The 17,195-nt window shown below is 65.7% G+C and carries 15 protein-coding genes; 10 read left to right on the top strand and 5 right to left on the bottom strand.

Features of this window, described 5'->3' with window-relative positions; translation table 11 throughout:
• The 8 genes from ftsW to lpxC all read left to right on the top strand — a co-directional run bounded on the left by ftsW (nucleotide 1) and on the right by lpxC (nucleotide 9,362).
• Complete coding sequence (ftsW, locus tag B0E46_RS01735; RefSeq protein WP_077553966.1) at nucleotides 1–1,236, top strand: putative lipid II flippase FtsW; 1,236 nt, start codon at nucleotides 1–3, stop codon at nucleotides 1,234–1,236.
• Nucleotides 1,233–2,306 (top strand): undecaprenyldiphospho-muramoylpentapeptide beta-N-acetylglucosaminyltransferase, encoded by a 1,074-nt coding sequence (murG, locus tag B0E46_RS01730; RefSeq protein WP_077553965.1) that lies wholly within the window; start codon nucleotides 1,233–1,235, stop codon nucleotides 2,304–2,306. The genes ftsW and murG overlap by 4 nt, the downstream gene beginning before the upstream one ends.
• Complete coding sequence (gene murC, locus B0E46_RS01725) at nucleotides 2,303–3,742, top strand: UDP-N-acetylmuramate--L-alanine ligase (protein WP_077553964.1); 1,440 nt, start codon at nucleotides 2,303–2,305, stop codon at nucleotides 3,740–3,742. The genes murG and murC overlap by 4 nt, the downstream gene beginning before the upstream one ends.
• 8 nt (nucleotides 3,743–3,750) lie before the next feature.
• Nucleotides 3,751–4,695, top strand: coding sequence for a D-alanine--D-alanine ligase (locus tag B0E46_RS01720; RefSeq protein ID WP_077554162.1), 945 nt, complete (start codon nucleotides 3,751–3,753; stop codon nucleotides 4,693–4,695).
• Nucleotides 4,692–5,426, top strand: coding sequence for a cell division protein FtsQ/DivIB (locus B0E46_RS01715; RefSeq protein WP_077554163.1), 735 nt, complete (start codon nucleotides 4,692–4,694; stop codon nucleotides 5,424–5,426). The genes B0E46_RS01720 and B0E46_RS01715 overlap by 4 nt, the downstream gene beginning before the upstream one ends.
• A 10-nt stretch (nucleotides 5,427–5,436) precedes the next feature.
• The gene (gene ftsA / locus B0E46_RS01710; RefSeq protein WP_077553963.1) at nucleotides 5,437–6,669 is read left to right on the top strand and encodes a cell division protein FtsA; all 1,233 of its coding nucleotides are present in this window, start codon (nucleotides 5,437–5,439) and stop codon (nucleotides 6,667–6,669) included.
• Between the two features lie 130 nt (nucleotides 6,670–6,799).
• Entirely contained in the window at nucleotides 6,800–7,990 is a 1,191-nt protein-coding gene (gene ftsZ / locus B0E46_RS01705; RefSeq protein ID WP_077553962.1) for a cell division protein FtsZ, read from the top strand.
• Between the two features lie 457 nt (nucleotides 7,991–8,447).
• A complete protein-coding gene (gene lpxC / locus B0E46_RS01700; RefSeq protein ID WP_077553961.1) occupies nucleotides 8,448–9,362 on the top strand; it encodes a UDP-3-O-acyl-N-acetylglucosamine deacetylase in 915 nt (304 codons plus the stop codon).
• A gap of 242 nt (nucleotides 9,363–9,604) precedes the next feature.
• On the opposite strand, the gene B0E46_RS01695 is transcribed toward lpxC, so the two are convergent.
• Nucleotides 9,605–10,069, bottom strand: coding sequence for a DUF721 domain-containing protein (locus B0E46_RS01695; RefSeq protein ID WP_077553960.1), 465 nt, complete (start codon nucleotides 10,067–10,069; stop codon nucleotides 9,605–9,607).
• A 27-nt stretch (nucleotides 10,070–10,096) separates the two neighbouring features.
• Here B0E46_RS01695 and B0E46_RS01690 point away from each other — a divergent pair, with 27 nt between their 5' ends.
• Both B0E46_RS01690 and secA read left to right on the top strand, forming a co-directional pair.
• Nucleotides 10,097–11,026: a M23 family metallopeptidase gene (locus tag B0E46_RS01690; protein WP_077553959.1), complete on the top strand. Its 930-nt coding sequence runs from the start codon at nucleotides 10,097–10,099 to the stop codon at nucleotides 11,024–11,026.
• Nucleotides 11,027–11,240: 214 nt separating this feature from the next.
• Entirely contained in the window at nucleotides 11,241–13,970 is a 2,730-nt protein-coding gene (secA, locus tag B0E46_RS01685; RefSeq protein WP_077553958.1) for a preprotein translocase subunit SecA, read from the top strand.
• 49 nt (nucleotides 13,971–14,019) lie between these two features.
• Here secA and B0E46_RS01680 read toward each other — a convergent pair whose 3' ends face one another.
• Genes B0E46_RS01680 through pdxA form a run of 4 tightly spaced genes read right to left on the bottom strand, consistent with a single transcriptional unit; the run spans nucleotide 14,020 to nucleotide 17,193 of the window.
• Nucleotides 14,020–14,871: a symmetrical bis(5'-nucleosyl)-tetraphosphatase gene (locus B0E46_RS01680; protein ID WP_077553957.1), complete on the bottom strand. Its 852-nt coding sequence runs from the start codon at nucleotides 14,869–14,871 to the stop codon at nucleotides 14,020–14,022.
• Nucleotides 14,872–14,886: 15 nt separating this feature from the next.
• Entirely contained in the window at nucleotides 14,887–15,270 is a 384-nt protein-coding gene (gene apaG, locus B0E46_RS01675) for a Co2+/Mg2+ efflux protein ApaG (protein ID WP_077553956.1), read from the bottom strand.
• Between the two features lie 59 nt (nucleotides 15,271–15,329).
• Nucleotides 15,330–16,130 (bottom strand): 16S rRNA (adenine(1518)-N(6)/adenine(1519)-N(6))-dimethyltransferase RsmA, encoded by an 801-nt coding sequence (gene rsmA, locus B0E46_RS01670; RefSeq protein ID WP_077553955.1) that lies wholly within the window; start codon nucleotides 16,128–16,130, stop codon nucleotides 15,330–15,332.
• Nucleotides 16,131–16,182: 52 nt separating this feature from the next.
• Entirely contained in the window at nucleotides 16,183–17,193 is a 1,011-nt protein-coding gene (gene pdxA, locus B0E46_RS01665) for a 4-hydroxythreonine-4-phosphate dehydrogenase PdxA (RefSeq protein WP_139350380.1), read from the bottom strand.
• Between the last annotated feature and the right edge of the window lie 2 nt (nucleotides 17,194–17,195).

Raw genomic sequence — 17,195 nt, 5'->3', positions numbered from 1 at the left:
ATGTTCTTCGACACCACCCAGGCCAAACGTCGACAGGGTCCGCGCGGGCGCTTCGACCTGTGGCTGCTGGTCGCGCTGATCGGGCTGGCCAGCGTCGGGGTGGTGATGGTGACCTCCAGCTCGATCGCGGTGGCCGACAGCCAGCACCTGGGTGCGTTCTACTTCCTCAAGAAGCACCTGCTCTTTCTCAGCCTGGGCCTGGCCGCCGCCGGCGTGGCGATGCGCACCGAGCTGAAGCTGCTGGAGAAACACGCCTTTCCGCTGCTGGCGGTGGCATTCGTGCTGCTGCTGGCGGTGTTCGTGCCGCATCTGGGCATGCGCATCAATGGCGCGCGGCGCTGGCTGAACCTGCTGGTGACCAGCTTCCAGCCGGTGGAGGCGGTGAAGCTCATCCTGGTCGTGTACATCGCCAGCTATCTGGTGCGCCATCGCGAAAGTGTGGAGACGCGTTTCCTCGGCCTGATCAAGCCGATCATGGTTGCCGGCCTGATCGTGCTGCTGTTGCTGGCGCAGCCGGACTTCGGCTCGGCCACGCTGGTGATCGCGGTAAGCATCGCGATGGTCTGGCTCGGCGGCGCGCGGCCGATCTTCCTGTTCATCATGGGTCTGCCGCTGATGCCGCTGCTGTATGTCGCGGCGACCGGCGAGAGCTACCGCATGAAACGGCTGACCTCGTTCATGGATCCGTGGAAGGACCCGTTCAACGACGGCTTCCAGCTGACCCAGTCCTTGATGGCGATCGGGCGCGGCGAGTGGGACGGTGTCGGGCTGGGTTCCAGCGTGCTGAAACTGTCCTACCTGCCGGAGGCGCATACCGACTTCATCTTTGCCGTGATCGGCGAGGAGCTCGGCCTGGCTGGCGTGATCCTGGTGATCGGCCTGTTCGCGCTGGCGGTCGGACGCGGCCTGTATCTGGGGCTGAAGGGTGTCGAGATCGGCCAGCGCTTTGCCGGTTACGTCGCGTTCGGCACCTCGCTGATGCTGGCGATGCAGGCGATCGTGTCGGTCGGCGTGAATCTCGGCGCGCTGCCGACCAAGGGACTGACCCTGCCGCTGATCAGCTACGGCGGCTCGTCGATGGTGCTGACCTGCGCGATGGCCGGCGTGCTGCTGCGCGCCACCTTCGAAGTGAACCGTGCGCTGGATGCACGGCAGATGGCTACGCGCATGCCGGCTGCGGTCGCGGCGACCGATGCGAGTGTCGCCGTGCCGCCGCGCGAGGCGGTGGCCGCATGACCGCGTCCGCCCCCGTGCTGATCATGGCCGGCGGTACCGGCGGCCATATCTTCCCCGGCCTGGCGGTGGCCGACTGCCTGCGCGCGCAAGGCGTGCCGGTGGTATGGCTGGGTGCGGCCGGCGGCATGGAAACGAAGGTGGTGCCGGCGCACCAGATCGAATTGCATGCGGTGGCCGTTGGCGGCCTGCGCGGCAAAGGTTTCAGGACGCGCTTGCTGGCACCGTGGATGCTGCTGCGTTCATTGCTGGCCTCGCTGGCCGTGCTGCGCAAGGTGAAGCCGCGCAGCGTGCTGTCGATGGGCGGGTACGTGGCCGGCCCCGGTGGCCTCGCTGCATGGTTGCTGCGTCGCCCGTTGCTGGTGCACGAGCAGAACCGCGTGGCCGGTTTCACCAACCGTCGGCTGGCTGCGTTCGCTAAGCGCGTGCTGGCGGGCTTCGCCGATGCGTTGCCGCAGGCCGAGTGGGTTGGCAATCCGGTGCGCACGAGCATCGCATCGTTGCCTGAACCGGCACAGCGCATGGCCGCACGCAACGGAAAACCGCGCTTGCTGGTGCTGGGTGGCAGCCTCGGTGCGCGCGCCCTGAATCTGGCGGTGCCGCAGGCGCTGGCGCAACTGCCACCGGAGCGGCGCCCCGAGGTGCTGCATCAATCCGGCAACCGCGGCCTTGACGAGGCGCGCGAAGCGTACGCGCAGGCCGGGGTCGAGGCGCAGGTGGTGCCGTTCATCGATGACATGGCGGCCAGCTACGGCTGGGCCGATCTCGCGGTCTGCCGCGCAGGCGCGCTGACCCTGGCCGAGCTGACCGCTGCCGGGCTCGGCGCGGTGCTGGTGCCGTTTCCGCATGCGGTGGACGACCACCAGACACGCAATGCCGAAGTATTGGTGGCCGCAGGTGCCGCCGTGTTGATCCAGGAGTCCGATCTGAACGTACAGGTTCTCGCCCATCGACTGGGCGCGTTGTTGAACAAGCCGTCGCAACTCGTCGGCATGGCGACCGCCGCACGCACGCTGGCCAAGCCCAATGCGGCCGAGGTGATTGCGCGCGCCTGCCTGGAGGTGGCCGCATGACGCCGCGCCGCCTGCATGCGCATGAGGATCTGATGAGCACGTTCCGCCGCGTGCACTTCATCGGCATCGGTGGCGTCGGCATGAGCGGCATCGCCGAAGTGCTGCACAACCTCGGTTATGCGGTGTCCGGGTCCGACCGGGCCAATTCGTCGACCGCGCAGCGACTGCAGCAGCTGGGCATCGACGTGCATGTAGGGCATGCCGCCGAGCACATCGGCGATGCCGACGTGGTGGTGACCTCCAGCGCAATCCGTCAGGACAATCCGGAACTGGTGGCCGCGCGTGCCGCGCGCATCCCGGTGATCCCGCGTGCGGAGATGCTCGGCGAATTGATGCGTTTCCGCCGCGGCGTGGCGATTGCCGGCACGCACGGCAAGACCACCACTACCAGTCTCACCGCCAGCGTGCTGGCCGAGGCGGGTTATGACCCGACCTTCGTGATCGGCGGCCAGCTCAACGCGGCCGGCGCGAATGCGCGGCTGGGCACCGGCCAGTATCTGGTGGCGGAAGCCGATGAATCCGACGGGTCGTTCCTGCTGTTGTCGCCGGTGATCGCCGCGGTCACGAATATCGATGCCGATCACCTGGAAAACTACGGCGGCGATTTCGCCCAGGTGAAGAAGGCCTTCGCCGATTTCCTGCACCGGCTGCCGTTCTACGGGCTGGCCGTGCTGTGCGTCGACGATCCGGAAGTCGCCGCGCTGGCGAAGTCGACCACGCGCCGCGTGATGACCTACGGCATCGACACGCCGGACGCCGATGTGCGCGCGCTGAACCTGACCCAGCGCGGCTTCGAGATGCACTTTGACCTGTTGTTGCCGAACCGCGCCGATGCGCTGCCGGTGAAGCTCAACCTGCCGGGCCGGCACAACGTCCTGAACGCGCTGGCCGCGGCCACGATCGGTTGGCAGCTCGGTGTCGAAGCCGATGCGCTGGCGCATGCGCTGGAACATTTCCAGGGTGTCGGCCGGCGCTTCCATCGACGCGGCGAGATTGCGCTCGATCACGGCAATGTGCTGCTGGTCGATGATTACGGCCACCACCCGCGCGAGCTCGCTGCGGTGTTCGCCGCGGCGCGCGGCGGCTGGCCGGAGCGTCGGCTGGTGGTCGGCTTCCAGCCGCATCGCTACAGCCGCACGCGCGACCTGCTGGACGACTTCGCCAACGTGCTGGCCGAGGCCGACGTGCTGGTGCTGACCGATGTCTATCCGGCCGGCGAGGCGCCGATCGCCGGTGCCGACGGCCGCGCACTGGCACGTGCCGTGCGCGCACGCGGCAAGGTCGACCCGGTGCTGGTCGAGCATCCGCGCGATCTGAAGGAAACGCTGCCGGCGCTGCTGCGCGACGGCGACCTGCTGCTGCTGCTCGGCGCCGGCGACATCGGCACGGCGGCGGTGGAGCTGGCCCATGCCGGTCATCTGAGGACGAGCAAGTGAGCTACATGATGAGCGCGAACAAGATCAGCGATCCCGCCCAGTTCGGCCGCGTGGCCGTGGTGATGGGCGGCAGTTCGGCCGAGCGCGAGGTGTCGCTCGATTCGGGCCGCAACGTATTGGAGGCGCTGCTTGCGCGAGGCGTCGACGCCCATGCCATCGACGGCATCCCGGCGCTGCTCGACGCGCTGCGGGCCGGTCATTTTGCGCGCGTGTTCAACATCCTGCACGGCCAGCACGGCGGTGGCGAGGACGGCGTGCTGCAGGGTGCGCTGGAATCGCTCAACGTGCCGTACACCGGCTCGGGCGTGCTCGGCTCGGCGCTATCGATGGACAAGACGCGATCCAAGCGGGTGTGGCAGTCGCTGGGCCTGCCCACACCGAAGTTCGTTGCGTTGCCGCGCGGTGCCGACGTGCACGCGGCGGCGCGTCAGGTCGGTTTCCCGCTGATCGTGAAGCCGGCCTGCGAAGGCTCCAGTGTCGGCGTCACGCGGGTGTTCGCGGAGAAGGATCTGGACGAGGCGGTCAAGCTGGCCGCGCAGTATCCCGGCGACCTGCTGATGGAAACTCTGATCGAGGGCGACGAGCTCACCGTCGCGATCCTCGGCCGCCAGGTGCTGCCCAGCATCCATATCGTGCCCAAGGGTGCGTTCTACGACTACAACGCCAAATACGTGGCCGAGGACACCCAGTACATCTGTCCCGGCCTGGAAGGCGTGGCCGGCGAGGAACTGCGTGCGCTGTCGCTGGCCGCATTCGATGCGCTGGGCTGCTCGGGCTGGGGCCGTGTCGACGTGATGCGCGATCACAGCGGGCGCAACTGGCTGCTGGAAGTGAACACGGCGCCCGGGATGACCTCGCACTCGCTGGTGCCGAAGGCGGCCAAGGCTGCCGGCATCGATTACCAGGAACTGTGCTGGCGCGTGCTGGAAACCAGCCTGCGGGAGGGCGCGTGAAGGGAACCCTCCGCCTCGTTGCCTGGTGTCTGGCCGTCGCGCTGGTGGCGCTGCCGATCGTCGGCGTGCTGCGCGGGTGGTTTGCCGCCGGCCGTTGGCCGGTGACCCAGCTGACGCTGCAGGCCGAGTTCAAGCATGTCAGTGCGGATGAGGTCCGTGCTGCCGTGCTGCCGCGGCTGGGCAACGGTTTCTTTGCACTGGATCTGGATGCCGTGCAGAAGGCGGTCGCTGCGCTGCCTTGGGTGGAATCGGCAGAGGCGCGCAAGCGCTGGCCGGATACCTTGCTGCTGCGCATCTACGAGCGCCAGCCGTTCGCGCGCTGGAACGACAAGCAGCTAATCAGCCGGCAGGGCCTGGTGTTCGACGCGCCGGGCACGGATGGCACCAGCACGTTGCCGAGCCTGCATGGCCCGGATGCACGGCTGGCCGAGGTGGTGAGTTTTTACGCCGAAACTCAAAGGGCGTTCGCCGGCACCCACCTGCAGATCACCGGCGTGGCGCTGACCGAACGCGGCAGCTGGAGCGTCAGCACGGCGAACGGTGCGCAGATCGTGATTGGCGATCGTGCGCAGGCCGGCCGGCGGCTGCGCCGTTTCCTCGATGTCTATCCGCAGCTGATGGCGGGCCACACCGATGGCTTCGCCTACGCCGATCTTCGCTACACCAATGGATTTGCCGTGCGCTGGCCGCAAGCGGCCGCCGCCGACGCTAAAGGTTCATCCCGCACATGACTATCTCCTTATGAAACCGCGCAACGACAAGCAGCTGGTGGTCGGCCTCGATATCGGCACCTCGAAGGTGGTGGCGATCGTCGGCGAGTACGAGCCGGGCGAGCCGATCACGGTGATCGGTATCGGCACGCATGTATCGCGCGGCATGAAGCGCGGCTCGGTGGTCGACATCGAATCGACCGTGCACTCGATCCAGCGCGCGGTGGAAGAGGCCGAGCTGATGGCGGGCTGCGACATCCGCTCGGTCTACGCGTCGATCTCCGGCAGCCACCTGGAAACCCGCAACTCGCACGGCAACGCGGCGATCCGCGACCGCGAGGTGACTGCGGGCGACTTGGAGCAGGTGCTGGAGGCGGCCAGCGCGGTGGCGATCCCGGCCGACCGCAAGGTGCTCTACAAGGAGTCGCAGGAATACCGCATCGACGGCCAGGACGGCATCCGCTCGCCGGTCGGCATGAGCGGTGTGCGGCTGGAAGCGAACGTGCATCTGGTCACCGGTGCGGCGGCCGCGGTGCAGAACATCACCAAGTGCATCCAGCGTTGCGGGCTGTCGGTGGACGAACTGGTGCCCTCGGCGCTGGCCAGCGCCAAGGCCGTGCTGACCGACGACGAGCGCGAGCTGGGCGTGTGCCTGGTCGACATCGGCGCCGGCACCACCGACATCGCGATCTACACCCAGGGTTCGATCCGCTACACCGCCTCGCTGCCGGTCGGCGGCGACCAGGTCACCAGCGACATCGCCTACGGCGTGCACACGCCGACCGCGCATGCCGAGGAGATCAAGATCAAGTACGCGTGCGCGCAGACCGGGCTGGCGCATGCCGAGGAAACCATCCAGGTGCCCAGCGTCGGCGATCGTCCGCCGCGCCGGCTTGCGCGGCAGTCGCTCGCGCAGAGCGTGCAGGCGCGCTACGAGGAAATCTTCGAGATGGTGCAGGACCAGCTGCGCCGTTCCGGCTACGAGAGCCTGGTCGCAGCCGGCGTGGTGCTGACCGGGGGTGCCTCGAAGATGGAAGGTGCGCTGGAGCTGGCCGAGGAGATCTTCCACAAGATGGTGCGCATCGGCGTGCCGCAGCAGATCGAGGGTCTCGGCGAAGTCGTTTCCAGTCCGCTGCATGCGACCGGCGTCGGCCTGCTGCTGCATGGCGCACGTGCAGGCGGCATGCGCGTCAGCGGGCCGGCCGGCGGCAGTGTCGGCGGTCTGGTCGGCAAGTTGCGCGGTTGGCTCACCAAGAATTTTTGATGGTCGTTTTTGACTTTTGGGCGACGCAGGACGCGTCGCTCCGGGCGGAAGGATATCCGCCCACCACCACGGACCGACAGGAGTCGCGATCCGGAGGTTACAACGACAACAACTCTACGGAGGACGGGAAATGTTTGAACTGATCGATAAACTCGCACCCAATGCAGTGATCAAAGTCATCGGCGTGGGCGGCGGCGGCGGCAATGCCGTGGCGCACATGCTCAACTCCAATATCGAAGGCGTCGAGTTCGTCGTCGCCAATACCGATGCGCAGGCAATGACCAGCTGCGGCTCGCGTACCCACCTGCAGCTCGGTGGCAACGTGACCAAGGGTCTCGGTGCCGGCGCCAATCCCGAGGTCGGCCGTCAGGCGGCGCTGGAAGACCGCGAACGCATCGAGGCGATGCTCGAAGGCGCCGACATGGTGTTCATCACCGCCGGCATGGGCGGCGGCACCGGCACCGGCGCGGCGCCGGTGGTGGCGCAGCTGGCCAAGGAAAAGGGCATCCTCACCGTGGCGGTAGTGACCAAGCCGTTCCCGTTCGAGGGTCGCCGGCGCATGCAGGTTGCCCTGAAGGGCATCGAGGACCTGTCGCAGCACGTCGATTCGCTGATCACCGTGCCGAACGAGAAGCTGCTCAGCGTGCTCGGCCGCGACGTCACCCTGCTGAATGCGTTCAAGGCCGCCAACGACGTGCTGCAGGGCGCCGTGCAGGGGATTGCCGACCTGATCACCGCCCCGGGCCTGATCAACGTCGACTTTGCGGACGTGCGCACCGTGATGTCGGAAATGGGTCTGGCCATGATGGGCTCGGGCACTGCCCGTGGCGACGACCGCGCCCAGGCGGCGGCCGAGGCGGCGATCAAGAACCCGCTGCTGGAAGACGTCAATCTCAACGGCGCCTGCGGCATCCTGGTCAACGTCACCGCCGGTCCGAACCTGACCATGCGCGAATTCGACGAAATCGGTCGTATCATCCATGACTTCGCCAGTGAAGACGCCACCGTGGTGATCGGCACCTCGCTCGATCCGGAAATGAAGGACGACGTGCGCGTCACCGTGGTGGCTACCGGCCTCAACCGTGCCGTCGCCTCGCGTCAGCAGCCGCCGATGCGCATGGTCGAGACACAGCAGATGCAGATGCGCCCGCGCCCGGTGGTGTTGCGTACCGGCACCGGCAACGAGGTGGTCGATTACGCGAGCCCGGAGATGATGGTCAACAACCCCAGTCGTTCGGAATCCGCCGCGCCGGCCAAGAATGCCGAGCCGGGCTTCGATTACCTGGATATTCCGGCGTTCCTGCGGCGTCAGGCCGACTGAGGTTGGATCGCTCCGGTTAAGGAGATGCGAAAAAATTGAACGAATGTCCGTTATGCGGGTCAGTCCACCAGCGTGTCCATCCCGGCTGTCTGCAGCCGGGGCGGTGTTGTCCCGGTCGGTTTCAGGTCGTGGGCGGCAGGTAGGGTTGGCTGCAATCGGATCGCTGTTCGTGGGTGAAGCAGCAAGACTGTGCGTCCGGATGGCGCATGATCAGCCGTGCGGCTCTGTGCGCGCCGGCTGGTTCGATATCCCGTGCCGGACTCCCGTCCCTGGCATGGGATGTCGTGTCGATACGCCGGATGGCGGAAGAAACAGCCCTGAAAGTGCACGTGTGTCGAGCATGAAAGAAACATGAAGACTTAATCAGACTGTACGGTGCGGTTTGCTATTGTCACAGGTTAAAACTGTGTTAGCATCCGCCCCTGATTGGCTGCTGCCTCCACGGGTACCAACAAAAATGATCAAGCAGCGTACGCTCAAGAACATCATCCGGGCCACCGGCGTGGGTTTGCACACCGGTGACAAGGTGTACATGACGCTGCGTCCGGCAGCACCCAATACCGGCATCGTTTTTCGCCGCACCGACCTCAGTCCGCCGGTGGACTTCCGCGCCCGCCAGGACAACGTCGGCGACACGCGATTGTCGACCACGCTGGTGAATGGGGACGCGCGTGTATCCACGGTCGAACATCTGCTCTCCGCGATGGCGGGCCTGGGTATCGACAATGCCTACGTCGACCTGTCGGCGCCGGAAGTGCCGATCATGGATGGCAGTGCCGGTCCGTTCGTGTTCCTGCTGCAATCTGCCGGCATCGAAGAACAGAATGTCGCCAAGCGCTTCATCCGCATCCGCAAGCCGGTGAAGGTGCAGGAAGGCGACAAGTGGGCCAGCTTCGAGCCGTTCGAGGGCTTCAAGGTGGGCTTCTCGATCGACTTCAACCACCCGATCATCAGCAAGCGCACTTCGCGTGCCGAGATCGATTTCTCCACCACCTCCTTCGTCAAGGAAGTGAGCCGCGCCCGCACCTTCGGCTTCATGCGCGACATCGAGATGCTGCGCGAGCACAACCTCGCCTTGGGCGGCTCGATGGACAACGCCGTGGTGCTGGATGACTACCGCGTGCTGAATGAGGACGGCCTTCGTTACGAAGACGAGTTCGTCAAGCACAAGATCCTCGATGCGATCGGCGATCTTTACCTGCTCGGCCACAGCCTGATCGGCGCCTATCACGCGCACAAGTCGGGACACGAACTCAACAACAAGCTGCTGCGCACGCTGATGGCCGATGCCACGGCGTGGGAAGAGGTCAGCTACCAGGACGATCCGGCCACGTCGCCGATCTCCTACGCGCATCCTGCACAGGCGGTCTGAATCCGCCGCAGGGTTCAGGCGCAAGCTCCAAACGAAACGGCCGTGTCTTACGACACGGCCGTTTCATTTTTGTGAATTCGCCCGCGGATCTGATTCAGTTGCATATGAATATGCCGGGGCGGCTGTCGGCAGGCGGAACTGCGTGGTATAAACCCAAGCTTCGATTCACGCGTGACGGGTTCGATGCCCCGTCGCGCTGTAGCAGGCCAGGCGACATGGAACGCTTAAGGCGTTCCGCAGGCTCAGGAATCAGTGGTCTCGGCGAGGGACGCCAACTCCAGGAACAGCACTCGCAATTCGGGGTCTGTGAGTGATGCGGCAGCGGCCCGGAGATGGGTGGCTGCCGTTGGCGAAAGCGGTTTCGACCGATCCGGCTCGATGGTGGCCGGTGGTTGGGGGGCCACTTTCACGGTGACTGAACTGGCGCAGGTGCCGATGGCGCCTGCGGTGGCAAGGATCTGCGTCTGCATCAAACGCAGACGCGATGCCCAGGCCGGTGAAGACGCCAGAAAGACGAGGCGGTCGTTGCGCAGGTCGGCGAATCTCACCTGCTCGCGCAACGGCGATGGCAACGTCTGGCGCAGTGCGCGGTCCAGCGCTTCGAGCGCGCCAGCCTTTCTGGCCAGCGTCGCGAAGGAGCCACATTCGGCAAGGGACTTCGGTCCGTTGCCGGTGCGGCGGGAAAGGGCTGGAGCGGCTCGCTGCATGGTGCCGGAATTCGATGTTGGAAAGACATGCAAATCATACTCGTATCACGCGCCAGGAAATTGCCGAAGACCCTCGATCTGGCTGACCGGCGCCTGCGCTGGAAGCTGTTTTCGGCGCTGGCCGTGGCGATCCTCGGCTGTATCGGGGTCGGCGTGGTGCTGGCCTTGACGGTAGCCAGCCCGCGTGATCGGGCACTGGCGGAAATCCGTGATCTCCAGCAGCAGATCAAACAGCAGCACGCGCAGCTGGGCGGCGTGCGCGAGGACGCACAGCGCGGGCTGGATGCGCTGGCGGTCAAGCTGGGCCAGCTGCAGGCACAGTCGACCCGGCTGAATGCCCTCGGCGAGCGTCTGGTGCAGGTCGGCAAGCTCGATGACGGCGAATTCAATTTCGATCAGTCGCCCGCAGTGGGCGGTGTCGAGGATGTCAGCGGCGGCGCCTATGCCTTGCCGCCGGCGCTCGACAGCAGCATCAACCAGCTGGCCAGCCAGCTGGACACCCAGCAGGCGCAACTGTCGGCCCTGCAGAGCCTGCTGCTGGATGCCCGCATCGAGTCGAACCTGAAGCCGACCGGGATGCCGGTGCCAGGCTATATCTCATCCTATTTCGGTGCACGCCCGGATCCGTTCGATGGCCATTCTGCGCGGCATACCGGTATCGATATCTCGACGCCGTTCGGCACGCCCGTGCATGCCGTGGCCGAGGGCATGGTGACCTTTGCCGGTGTGCGCAGCGGCTATGGCAACGTGGTCGAGATCGACCATGGCAATGGCTACATGACGCGCTATGCGCACAACAGTGCGCTGGACGTGCATCCGGGCCAGCACGTGCAGGTCGGCGACGTGATTGCCCAGGCCGGCTCCACCGGGCGTTCGACCGGCTCCCATGTGCATTTCGAGGTCTGGTACGGCGGCCGCGTGGTCAATCCACTCGCTTTTGTCCGCAACCATCGCTAGCGCGAGGGACCAGGCCGCGCCTCCCTTGAATCCTGTCGCGGCTGGCGCCATTGGTCTTCTTGGCCCGGTCCGCAGGGCGGTGTCGGCCGTATGGCGGTGGACGGCCGGTGTCATGGCGGTTCTTTGGCATGGGTCTGCCGTGGTGGGCATGTAGTAAGATGCCCGATTGGCCCGTGACCGCCACGGGTAACCTGTTTCCCTATCCGGAAGATCGATGTTCAATCGTGCCCTGACGAGCCTGTTCGGTAGCCGCAACGATCGCGTACTGCGTCAGCTTTCCCGATCCGTTACCCGTATCAACGCGCTGGAAGCCGAGTTCGAGAAGCTCAGTGACGATGCCCTGCGCGGCAAGACCGCCGAGTTCAAGCAGCGGATCGCCGAGGGCGAATCACTGGACAAGCTGCTGCCGGAGGCGTTTGCGGTAGTGCGCGAAGCGGCCAAGCGCACGCTCGGCATGCGCCATTACGACGTGCAGATGATCGGCGGCATGGTGCTGCATTCCGGCAAGATCGCCGAGATGCGCACCGGCGAAGGCAAGACCCTGGTCGGCACGCTGCCGGTGTATCTCAATGCGCTCGCCGGCAAGGGCGTGCACGTGGTCACGGTCAACGACTACCTGGCTCGCCGTGACTCGGCGCAGATGGGCAAGTTGTACAACTTCCTCGGCCTGAATGTGGGCGTGGTGTATCCGGGCATGGATCACGCCGACAAGCACGCGGCCTACGCCGCCGACATCACCTACGGCACCAACAACGAATTCGGTTTCGACTACCTGCGCGACAACATGGCGCTGAGCAAGGAGCAGCGCTACCAGCGCGGCCTGCACTACGCGATCGTCGACGAAGTCGACTCGATCCTGATCGACGAGGCGCGCACGCCGCTGATCATCTCCGGGCCGGCCGAGGATTCCCCGCAGCTGTATCTGGCGGTGAACAAGATCGTGCCGCAGATGGTCCGGCAGACCGAGGAAGACGGCGACGGCGACTACTGGGTCGACGAGAAGCAAAAACAGGTGCATCTGTCCGAAGCGGGCATGCAGCACGCTGACGAACTGCTGCGCGCTGCGGGCGTGATCGAGCAGGACAGCGGCCTGTACGATTCGAAGAACCTGGCGGTGGTGCATCACCTCAACGCTGCGCTGCGCGCCAACGGCATTTACCAGCGCGACGTGGATTACATCGTGCGCGACGGCGAAGTGATCATCGTCGACGAATTCACCGGCCGCACCCTGCCGGGCCGTCGCTGGTCCGACGGCCTGCACCAGGCGGTCGAGGCGAAGGAAGGCGTGGCGATCCAGCGCGAGAACCAGACGCTGGCCACGGTGACGTTCCAGAACCTGTTCCGCATGTACAAGAAGCTGGCCGGCATGACCGGCACGGCCGACACCGAGGCGTTCGAGTTCCAGAGCATCTACGGCCTCGAAGTGGTGGTGATCCCCACCCACATGCCGATGATCCGCAAGGACAACTCGGACATGATCTTCCTCGCGCAGGAGCCGAAGTACCGCGCGGTGATCGAGGACATCAAGGATTGCCACAAACGCGGCCAGCCGGTGCTGGTCGGCACCACCTCGATCGAGGTGTCCGAGCTGCTGTCGGGCCTGTTGAAGAAGGCCGGCGTGGCGCACGAAGTGCTCAATGCCAAGCAGCACGAGCGCGAGGCGCACATCGTGGCGCAGGCCGGCGCGCCCGGGCAAGTCACCATCGCCACCAACATGGCCGGCCGCGGTACCGACATCGTGCTCGGCGGCAGCCTGGACGCCGCGATGGCGGCATTGCCCGAGGGCGCCAGCGAGATGGATCGCCAGCGCGTCAAGGCCGAGTGGAAGAAGCTGCACGAGCAGGTGCTCGCCGCTGGCGGCTTGCACATCATCGGTACCGAACGGCACGAATCGCGGCGCATCGACAACCAGCTGCGCGGCCGTTCCGGTCGTCAGGGCGACCCGGGTTCCTCGCGTTTCTACCTGTCGCTGGAAGACAACCTGCTGCGCATCTTCGGCGGCGAAGGCCTAATCCGCTGGATGAAGCGCTTCGGCATGAAAGACGACGACGCGCTGGAGGATCGCATGATCAGCCGGCAGATCGAGAAGGCCCAGCGCAAGGTCGAGCAGCACAACTTCGACATCCGCAAGCATCTGCTGGAATTCGACGACGTCGCCAACGACCAACGCAAGGTGATTTATCGCCAGCGCGACGAACTGCTCGAGGGCGACGATGTGTCGGCCACCGTCGCCGACATCCGCGAGGACGTGGCGCAGTCGATGGTGCGCGCACATGTGCCGGCCGAGAGCATTGACGAGCAGTGGGATCTGGCCGGTCTCGACCGCGAGCTGGAAGGTGCCTTCGGCCTGTCGCTCGATTTCAAGCACTGGGTCGAGCAGCAGCACGAAGTCGATGCCGAGATGATCCTCGAGCATGCGCGTGTCGCGATCAACGAGCTGTTCCAGGCGAAAGAGACGCAGATCGGCGCGGACACCATGCGTCAGCTGGAAAAGCACATCATGCTGACCGTGGTCGACAACGCATGGAAGGATCATCTGTCGAACATGGATTACCTGCGCCAGGGCATCTACCTGGTCGGCTATGCGCAGCAGGATCCGAAGCAGGCGTTCAAGCGCGAGTCGTTCAGGCTGTTCTCCGAGATGCTCGACCGGATCAAGGCCGAGGTGGTGCAGATGCTGGCGCGGATCCGCATTCGCAGCGAGGAGGAGGTTGCCGCGATGGAGGCCGAGCAGCAGCGCATCGCCGAGCGCCTGCAGAAGCAGATGCTGGCCACCGGTGGCGGTGCACCTGTCGACGCGTTCGGTGCGGGCGATGCGCCGCAGGCGCTGGCCGGTGGGATGCCGCGGCACTCGCCGCAGGACGGCCCCAAGGTCGGTCGCAACGACCCGTGCCCGTGTGGCTCGGGCAAGAAATACAAGCACTGCCACGGGCAGCTGTCCTGAGTGAGCCATGAAAAACCCCGCTGCGGCGGGGTTTTTCATGGGCGTTGCGTCAGTCTTCGACGCCGGGCGGCCGCTTGCGATGCGGCTCGGCATTGACCGTGATGTATTGCGGCTCTTCGCTGTCCAGCCGCAGTGCGGTGAGCTGGCCGCCCCAGACACAGCCGGTGTCGATCGCATGCACGCCGAGCCCTGCGAAACGGCCTAGTGCCGACCAGTGGCCGCACACGATGCGGGTATCGCGGCGGCGCATGCCGGGCACCTCGTACCATGGGTAGAGTCCGGGCTTCTGCGTGCCGGGAATGTCCTTGGCTTCGAAATCGATGCGGCCGTTGACGTCGCAATAGCGCATCCGCGTCATCGTGTTGATCGTGGCGCGCTGCCGATCCAGTCCCTGCAGGCGGCTCGACCACACCGCGGGCCGGTTGCCGAACAGGTTGCGCAGCAGGCGCGGATGCCGCGGGCTGGACAGTTCGCGCTCGACATCCTGGGCGCAGCGCAGGGCTTGTCGCAATGTCCACATCGGTGCCAGGCCGGCATGCACCATCGTCCAGTTGAGCTGTTCGTCGTGGTGCAGCAGTTTCTGCGAGCGCAGCCATTCGAACAGCACTGGCGCATCCTCGGCGAACAGCACCTCGCGCAGTTCGGGATTCACCCGCGCCTGCGCATCCGGGCGCCGCTGGGCGATCGCCAGCAGGCTCAGGTCATGGTTGCCGAGGGTCACCACGCTGTGTTCGCGCAGGCTGTGGATCAGCCGCAGCGTCTCCAGCGACTGGCCGCCGCGGTTGACCAGGTCGCCGCAGAACCACAGCTGGTCCTGCGCCGTGTCAAAGCGAAGCTTGTCCAGCAGGCGTTGCAGTTCGGGGTAGCAGCCCTGTATGTCGCCGATCGCATAGATGGCCATCTCAGAACAGGGCCATCAGTGCAGCGTACGCGGGATGGACAGGGTGAAGGTCGGAATCGGCGCGTCGAACTGGGTGCCATCGTCGGCCAACATCTGGTAGCTGCCGCCCATGGTGCCCACCGGGGTCTCCAGCACGGCGCCCGAGGTGTACTCGAAATCGTCGCCGGGACGCATCCATGGCTGCTCGCCGACCACGCCGTCGCCGCGTACTTCCTCCACCTTGCCGTTGGCGTCGGTGATCAGCCAGTGGCGGGTGAGCAGGCGCGCCGGCATGTCGCCGGCATTGCGCAGGGTCACGGTGTAGGCGAAAACGTAGCGATTGTCACCGGGCTTCGATTGATCGGGGACGAAGCGGGTTTCGACCTGCACGTCGATCGTGTAGGAAGATTTTTCATTCATGTCCCGATTGTAAGGCCTGTCGTCGCGAATGGGGTGGCGCGACCGACATCGGCGGCGAATCAGTCGGCGGTGCCGAGGCTGCCATAGATCTTGGCCAGTCGCACGAAATCGGCCGGCGCGAGTGTTTCCGCGCGCGCTTTCGGGTCGACGTCGGCGCGACGGATCGCATCGCTGTCCAGCAACTGCTTGAGCGCGTTGGCAAGTGTCTTGCGGCGCTGCCCAAATGCTGCCTTGACCACTGCATAAACGTGCTCGGGGCGGGCGTCATGCAGCTCGTCCGCAGGCAACGGCAACAGCCGCACCACGGACGATTCCACTTTTGGTGGCGGCCGGAAGGCTTCAGGTGGCACGTCGAACAGCGGTTCGACCCGGCATGCCAGCTGCAGCATGACGGACAATCGTCCGTAGACTTTGCTGCCGGGCTCGGCGGCCATCCGCTCGACCACTTCTTTCTGCAGCATGAAATGCATGTCCTGGATCGCCGCGGCGTGCTCGACGCAATGGAACAGGATCGGACTGGAGATGTAGTAGGGCAGGTTGCCGGCGATGCGCAGACGCGGCACGCCGTGGCTGTGGGCCAGCGCGGTGAAGTTCACCTTCAGCACGTCGGCGTGGATGATATGCAGCTCGCCCGCCGAGGCGGCCCGTGCCTGCAGACCGGGGATCAGGTCGGTGTCCAGTTCGATCGCGGTCAGTTTGCCCGCGGCAGCCAGCAGCGGGAGCGTCAGTGCGCCTTCGCCGGGGCCGATTTCGATGATGAAGTCATCCGGCCGCGGCGCGACTGCGCTGACGATGCGATCGATGTAGCGACGGTCGTGCAGGAAGTGCTGGCCGAAGCTTTTCTTGGGGCGGGCGTTCATAGAATCAGGAGTGAGCTGAGAAGTGTGGGAAGTGAGCAAGGGCCGGATTGGTTCACTCGTTTCTGACTCCTCTTGTCTCGTTCCTTCGCTGGACAAGCGCGAGCGCCATGGTAGCCGCGGCGAGCAGGCTGGCCGGATCGGCGCGCCCGGTGCCGGCCAGGTCCAGCGCAGTGCCGTGATCGACCGAGGTACGGATGAACGGCAGGCCGAGCGTGAGATTTACGGTACGGTCGAACGCTTCGCTCTTCAGTACCGGCAACGCCTGGTCGTGATACATGGCCAGCACTGCATCGTAGTGCCGGCGTTGTGCCGGCACGAAGGCGGTGTCGGCCGGCAACGGGCCGAGCAGTTGCATGCCTTCGCGGCGCAATGCTTCCAGCACGGGGATCAGCGTGTCGATTTCCTCATGGCCGAGATGCCCGTTTTCGCCAGCGTGCGGATTGAGACCCAGCACGGCGATGCGAGGGTCTGCCAGGCCGAACTTGCGCTGCAATTCGGCATGCACGATGCGCAGCGTGCGGGCCAGCGACTCGCGGGTAATGGCCGCCGAGACCGCGGCCAATGGCAGGTGAGTGGTCGCCAAGGCCACCCGCAGTTCCGGGCTGGCCAGCATCATCACCACGTCGGCATGGGCGCGCTCGGCGAAGAACTCGGTGTGCCCGCTGAAGCGGATGCCGGCATCGTTGATCGAGGATTTCTGCAGTGGTGCGGTGACTACGGCGTCATAGCGCCCGGCCATGCAGCCGTCGGCTGCCTCGGCGAGCGTGGCCAGAACATGGTGTGCGTTGCGTGGGTCAGGCTGACCGGGCACTTCGGCAACCGCCAGCGGTATCTGGCGCAGTCGCAGGGTGCCGGGGCGACGCTGCTGCTGCGGACTGCCGTCGTCGTCGGCCAGTTCGATGCGCATGCCGCAGCGTACCGCGGCACGTTCCAGCAGGGCGCGGTCGGTGATTGCGACGAGATCGGCTGCCAGCGGGCTGGCAGCCAGATGGATCAGCAATTCCGCGCCGATGCCCGCCGGCTCACCGGCAGTGACCGCGAGCCGGGGGATGTGCGCGCCCAAGC

This window comes from Rhodanobacter sp. B04 (assembly GCF_002001125.1).
GTDB lineage: Bacteria > Pseudomonadota > Gammaproteobacteria > Xanthomonadales > Rhodanobacteraceae > Rhodanobacter.
This window is presented reverse-complemented; position numbering and strand designations above follow the sequence as displayed.

Bases quoted from the DNA above. Each gene is read 5' to 3' on its own strand.
- ftsA (WP_077553963.1), top strand. From the start codon at position 5,437: ATGAAACCGCGCAACGACAAGCAGCTGGTGGTCGGCCTCGATATCGGC.
- B0E46_RS01680 (WP_077553957.1), bottom strand. From the start codon at position 14,871: ATGGCCATCTATGCGATCGGCGACATACAGGGCTGCTACCCCGAACTG.
- ftsW (WP_077553966.1), top strand. From the start codon at position 1: ATGTTCTTCGACACCACCCAGGCCAAACGTCGACAGGGTCCGCGCGGG.
- secA (WP_077553958.1), top strand. From the start codon at position 11,241: ATGTTCAATCGTGCCCTGACGAGCCTGTTCGGTAGCCGCAACGATCGC.
- murG (WP_077553965.1), top strand. From the start codon at position 1,233: ATGACCGCGTCCGCCCCCGTGCTGATCATGGCCGGCGGTACCGGCGGC.
- murC (WP_077553964.1), top strand. From the start codon at position 2,303: ATGACGCCGCGCCGCCTGCATGCGCATGAGGATCTGATGAGCACGTTC.
- lpxC (WP_077553961.1), top strand. From the start codon at position 8,448: ATGATCAAGCAGCGTACGCTCAAGAACATCATCCGGGCCACCGGCGTG.
- B0E46_RS01690 (WP_077553959.1), top strand. From the start codon at position 10,097: ATGCAAATCATACTCGTATCACGCGCCAGGAAATTGCCGAAGACCCTC.
- ftsZ (WP_077553962.1), top strand. From the start codon at position 6,800: ATGTTTGAACTGATCGATAAACTCGCACCCAATGCAGTGATCAAAGTC.
- B0E46_RS01720 (WP_077554162.1), top strand. From the start codon at position 3,751: ATGAGCGCGAACAAGATCAGCGATCCCGCCCAGTTCGGCCGCGTGGCC.
- B0E46_RS01695 (WP_077553960.1), bottom strand. From the start codon at position 10,069: ATGCAGCGAGCCGCTCCAGCCCTTTCCCGCCGCACCGGCAACGGACCG.
- rsmA (WP_077553955.1), bottom strand. From the start codon at position 16,130: ATGAACGCCCGCCCCAAGAAAAGCTTCGGCCAGCACTTCCTGCACGAC.
- apaG (WP_077553956.1), bottom strand. From the start codon at position 15,270: ATGAATGAAAAATCTTCCTACACGATCGACGTGCAGGTCGAAACCCGC.